Annotated in this window: 5 protein-coding genes; 3 read left to right on the top strand and 2 right to left on the bottom strand. The window is 64.4% G+C overall.

The window, feature by feature from the left end:
- Window positions 1–25 precede the first annotated feature (25 nt).
- Window positions 26–277 (bottom strand): helix-turn-helix domain-containing protein, encoded by a 252-nt coding sequence (locus MKL01_RS06625; protein ID WP_243904424.1) that lies wholly within the window; start codon window positions 275–277, stop codon window positions 26–28.
- 310 nt (window positions 278–587) lie between these two features.
- On the opposite strand from MKL01_RS06625, the gene MKL01_RS06620 reads away from it, so the two are divergent.
- The 3 genes from MKL01_RS06620 to MKL01_RS06610 all read left to right on the top strand — a co-directional run bounded on the left by MKL01_RS06620 (window position 588) and on the right by MKL01_RS06610 (window position 3271).
- Window positions 588–2054 carry a diguanylate cyclase gene (locus tag MKL01_RS06620; RefSeq protein WP_243904423.1) on the top strand — a complete coding sequence of 489 codons (1467 nt, stop codon included), beginning with the start codon at window positions 588–590 and terminating at the stop codon, window positions 2052–2054.
- Window positions 2055–2322: 268 nt separating this feature from the next.
- Window positions 2323–2565, top strand: a complete 243-nt coding sequence (locus MKL01_RS06615; protein ID WP_243904422.1) for a DUF6894 family protein — start codon at window positions 2323–2325, stop codon at window positions 2563–2565.
- A 238-nt stretch (window positions 2566–2803) separates the two neighbouring features.
- Window positions 2804–3271, top strand: a complete 468-nt coding sequence (locus MKL01_RS06610; RefSeq protein ID WP_243904421.1) for a DUF3597 domain-containing protein — start codon at window positions 2804–2806, stop codon at window positions 3269–3271.
- A 113-nt stretch (window positions 3272–3384) separates the two neighbouring features.
- Here MKL01_RS06610 and MKL01_RS06605 read toward each other — a convergent pair whose 3' ends face one another.
- Entirely contained in the window at window positions 3385–4770 is a 1386-nt protein-coding gene (locus MKL01_RS06605) for a methyl-accepting chemotaxis protein (protein WP_243904420.1), read from the bottom strand.
- Window positions 4771–5129 lie beyond the last annotated feature (359 nt).

Below are 5129 nucleotides of genomic sequence, written 5' to 3'. Positions count from 1 at the left end.
GGCGCACTCGCATCGAGGCAGGTGGCTACTCCATCCCAGGCGGCAGAGGCCGTGGTACGCCCGACTCGGTCAGACCGAGGAACAGCGCCAAGCGCGTGAGTGCGGCGAGCGATAACGTGCTGTTGCGACCGTTCTCAAGGTCCGCTAGACCCTCGAGCGTGAGATCAGCCAAGCGGGCCGCGTCGGGCAGTGAGAGACGCAGCCGGGCCCGAGCTTGCGCAGCGTGCGTGGCGAGGTTGTGCAGCACGATCTGCCGCTGCGCTCCAACCTCGGCCATGAAATCCGCTCAACCTTGTCCAATCCTCGTGTAATCACGCGATTGTTACAGCATCATCTGATCCTGCCAACACGCGAAGCTGCATCGATTTAGGTCTCAGGTTGAACCGGCTGTCCGGTCGTCCACACGCCTGCAAATTGTCCCAGTCTCGCTAAGGCATTAGCAATCAGTCCGTGCCTTATTGCCTCAGGGTTTTATGCCGCGCAGGTCTGAGGTGGTGCACGCTGAGACCAGCCCGCCCGGGCACCGTGATCGCTCGTGGCTCGGGTCGTCCCTGACCCGATGGCTCGTTCTCGGCAATTTTCTGACGGTGGCCAGCCTGATCGGCGTGGCTGCGCTCCTGCTCTGGCAGATGCGCACGGACGCAGAGCGTCGCAGCGTGGTGAATGCCAACAGCCTTGTGCAGGTGCTCGGCCGCGATATCGCCCGCAACGTCGAACTCTATGACCTGTCGCTGCAGGCGGTCGTCGAAAACATCGGACGTCCCGGCGTCGCCGAAGCGACACCTGAATTGCGCCAAATGATCCTGTTCGACCGCGCCGCATCCGCACCTGGGTTCGCGTTCCTCCTGCTCCTCGATGCGAACGGCATCATCGTCTCCGGCTCGGATCACTTGGTCCCAAAGGGTCTGGACCGGTCCGAGACCGAGTACTTCCGTCACTTCGTTGCCCATTCAGATGACGACAGCCTGCACATCAGTCCGCCCACCATCTCGCGGGTGAGTGGCGAGCGGATGATCATGCTCTCCCGCCGCCTGTCGAACCCAGACGGCTCGTTTGCCGGTGTCGTGGTCGGCGGCATCAAGATCGATTACCTGCGCAGCCTGTTCGCTTCGGTCGATGCCGAGCATGCCGGAACCGTGACGCTCTACGGACCCGCGGGCATCATCCTGATGCGCGAGCCCTTCGATCAGAGCACCATCGGCGCGAGCGTGGCCGATACCCCGAGCTACCGCCGTATGATCGCGATGCGGGACGGCAGCTTCGTCGGACCGGCGATGCTCGGGGACGGCGAACGCCGGTTCACCTTCGCGCGCCTCGGAATGGAACCGCTCACCCTGAGCATCGCGGTTGCACCGTTCGCCATCTACGCCGAATGGCAACGGCAGGCGCTGAGCCTGGGGATGGTGCTGCTCAGTCTGTGCGGTGTCACGGCTGGCCTGACTTGGCTGCTGCGCCGCGAGCTGAGTCGACGCGAGCAGGCCGAGGCCAAGCTGCTCGCGGCCAATGCTCACCTTGCGGCGCAGGCGACCACCGACGCGCTGACCGGTCTCGGCAACCGGCGGCGCTTCGACGAAGCACTCAAGCAGGAATGGGACCGCGCTACGCGGGGCGGACGGCCGCTGTCGTTGATCCTGGTCGACGCCGACTGCTTCAAGGGCTTTAACGACACCTACGGCCATCAGCGTGGCGACGAGGCGCTCCGACTGATCGCCGGCTCGATCCGGGCGGCCGCCAACCGCGCAAGTGACACGGTCTGTCGCATCGGCGGCGAGGAGTTCGCGGTGATCCTACCGGAGACCGATACGACGGGCGCCAAGATCGTCGCCGAACGCATCCGTGCGGCAGTCGCGAATTGGGAGATGCCGCACGAGTTAAACCCGCACATGGTGCTGACAATGAGCTGTGGCGTGGCCAGCGTTCCTGAGGTCTTGGCGCACAACGCGTCAGCGCTCGTCGCTGAGGCGGATGCGGCGCTGTATGCTGCCAAGAACGCAGGCCGGAACCAAGTTCGTGCCGCCGAACCGAGCAAGACGGCCCTGCGCTTGGTGAGCTGATCAAGCCACGCGAGCGGCGAGGTAACGCCGTTCTCGATCAGCGGCTGACACCTGACCCCCGTACTCCCCCGTTACTCCGTATCAGCGGCTGGCACGAGCTTCCGGACAGCGGGCAATTCAGATCTGGGTGATCAGGGCTTGTGCCTTGCCGTGTGCGCCCAATTCGGGCCGACGTCGGGCGCCGCAACGCTTGGGCTTGATGAACCTTGAATACACACGCCAGCGTTGTGCAGCGCAGGCAGATAGGTTCAGCATCGCAGGAGGGCGGATGCCACGCTACTTTTTCGACGTCCTGCACGATGGTGAGGACGTGACGCGCGACGACGATGGGGTCGACCTGCCCAACCTTGAGGCGGCAGAGATCGAAGCCTTAGAGATCTGGAAGCGTATCCTCAGGGAGCGCACCGCAGGGGCCACAGACCCGTTCCACTGGCACGTGGCCATCCTGGATGAGAATGGGACGGCCATGGCTAAGGTCCCCTATCCATCCGATCTCGCGACCGAAGCATGACACTGGGCTGAGGGTTCGGTCCCGCCCACACCTTTAGTGCGTGTGGTGCGATACCTCCGCTCCTACCGTGCCGCTGCCGTCAGCAACCGTACCTGTTGTAGCCTACCGTGATCCTGCTGGCAGAGCCGGTCAGCGCAGACATTAGTCCCCGCCGATCTTACCTGGAACGGAACGCTCCATCGCGCGCCTCGGTTACTGCGGCTTCCGGGTTGAGCCCGCGGTGGTCGAGGACGATGTCATGAGCCTGTTCGGATCAATAATCTCGAAGATTTTTGGCGGTGGGGGCGCGAGCGCACAAGCATCCACTTCGCATGCGTCGGAGTCCCCGACCGTGGCACCCGCTGCTACGGGAGCGGGTGGTGCTGGCAGCGGTTCAAGCGGCGCCGCTGCGCCGTCAATGAACGGTACGCCTTCGCCCACCAGTGCCTCTACGGGTTCGGCAGCCAGCGTCGACGTCGGTCAGGTCTTGAGCGACATGGCTGCCAAGAAGGGGGAGAACCTAAACTACAAGCAGTCGATCGTAGACCTCCTAAAGCTGCTCGACCTCGACAGAAGCCTTGCCGCTCGCAAGCAGCTCGCTGACGAACTGCACTACACGGGCGACAAAGACAACTCAGCCACGGTGAACGTCTGGCTACACAAGCAGGTGGTGCAGAAACTCGCCGAGAACGGCGGCAAGGTCCCCGCTGATATGCAGCACGCGTGAGGCGATAGGCATCGGGCATTCTCAACGAAAGCGCCCGGTGCCTCTGCGTCCACCATGCCGCTGAGCATCCCTTGCGTATGCTCAAGCAGCAAGCCGACCTACGATCCGCAACCTTACTGATGAGCGACGGTCAACTCGCTCGCCGCGACCAACATGCCCGCCATCGCCTCGGACGCAGCGCTGAATGCCGGCGTGCCTGTCTCCCAGTCTCGCTTCGCCAACGCCGCTATCATCTGCGCCGCTTCGGTGAGGGCCAGCTGTTCCGCTCGAACGAACCGCGTGAACGCCGGGCGCTGTTCGACCGCCGTGTCCTTCAACTGCACGGCAAGCTCGGGCGCCGACTGGTCCCGCATGGCAGCTGCGGTCGTATCCGGTGCGGCCTGCCCCAGCAGGATATTTGCCAGCCGCCGCTTCCACGCGCCGACGTCGCCCGGAAGCCGCACGAGCTGATATGCCGGAGCAGTCTCATCCGCTGCGTCGAGCGCCTTCAGTGCCGTGGCCTCCGCTGCGACGAGCCGCGCGGTGATGCTCGCGATCTCGCCGCGGGTCTTGGTCGCCTTCTCGGCGATGCCCTGCACGTTCTGCGCGATCTCCTGAGTGGCTAGTCGCTGTTGGCCGAGCGTGTCGGCCAGGGCGCGGTTCAGATCGCTCGTCTGCCGAATGCTGGCATCAGCCTCCTCGACACAGGCGCCGAGCTTTTCGACAGTCGCCGAACCGGCGATCACCGCAGCACGGCTGTCGCTCACGGCATGCGCGATCTGGCTCATCTCGGTTTGCAGCGTCCCGAGCCAGGTGCGGATCTCATCCGTTGACTTGGCGGTCTGAGCTGAGAGCGCCTTCACCTCAGCGGCGACGATCGCGAACCCCTTACCAGCTGCTCCGGCGCGGGCAGCTTCGATCGTTGCGTTCAAGGCAAGGAGGTTGGTCTGGCCGGAGATGCCGGCGATGGTGCCGGCCATGGTGCCGATCTGCGCGACGGCACCCTGTAGGACGCTCATTCGCTCGTCGATCTGCGCAGTGCGCGCGTCGATCGCCTGCATGGCCTGTCGGACCTGTTGTAATTCACCCAGGCAGGCGAGCATGGCCGTGCGGGCAGCCTCCGCCGAACTGCCGGCAGCCTCGGAGGTGTCGGCGACCTGAGCGATGGAGGCGACCATCTCCTCGGTGGCGCTGGCGATGGTCTGGGCAGAGCCGGCGACTTGGCCGACGTCGTGGGTGGTCCATCCGACGTTGATGGCTGCCTCTGAGGCTTCGTGAGCCACGCTCGCAAGGGCGCCGAGGTGGGTATACCGCTCTCGACGTCCCCGTGTGAGCAATCGCGAGAGCACCTCCCGCAACGGGCCCTCTGGCAGATCGGCGATGGTCAGATCCTGGGTCGCGGCCAACCGCTCTACGGCTGTGAGGAGTCGCTGCTCCTCAGCACGCCGAAGACGGTCTGCGCTACCAGTATCCGGTTGGATCGAAGGCTTGGCCGACTGGCGAAACGACAGGCCGATCATCGCGCGCTTCCAAGAAAGGTTGCCAGGATGCTGCCGAGGGTTGGTTAACGAGCTGTCAAGTACCGGATCTCGACAGCCGCCCCGCCGCTCGCCATCTTGAGCCCATGCCCGTCCAGTAAGGTGAGACCTACGATCCGGAGGAGCCTGCGCTTAGGGGCTTTGATCAGCTTCGTCAGGAAAGCTTATGCGGCTGTCCGACGAAGCTCATCAGCGCCTTACACGGCCTACGGCGAGGCGAGAAAGCGCGGTGGTTGTGTCCGGAACGGAGCAGTCCGTAACTCGTTCGGCAGCACCAACCCGCTCCGCGAACCGCTCAATCGGCTGCGGCCTGCCGATCAGGTAACCCTGCGCTTCATCGC

The organism is Methylobacterium sp. J-070 (assembly GCF_022829385.1).
Taxonomy (GTDB): domain Bacteria; phylum Pseudomonadota; class Alphaproteobacteria; order Rhizobiales; family Beijerinckiaceae; genus Methylobacterium.
The sequence above is the reverse complement of the archived record's forward strand: the minus strand, read 5'-3'. Positions and strand labels throughout refer to the sequence as shown.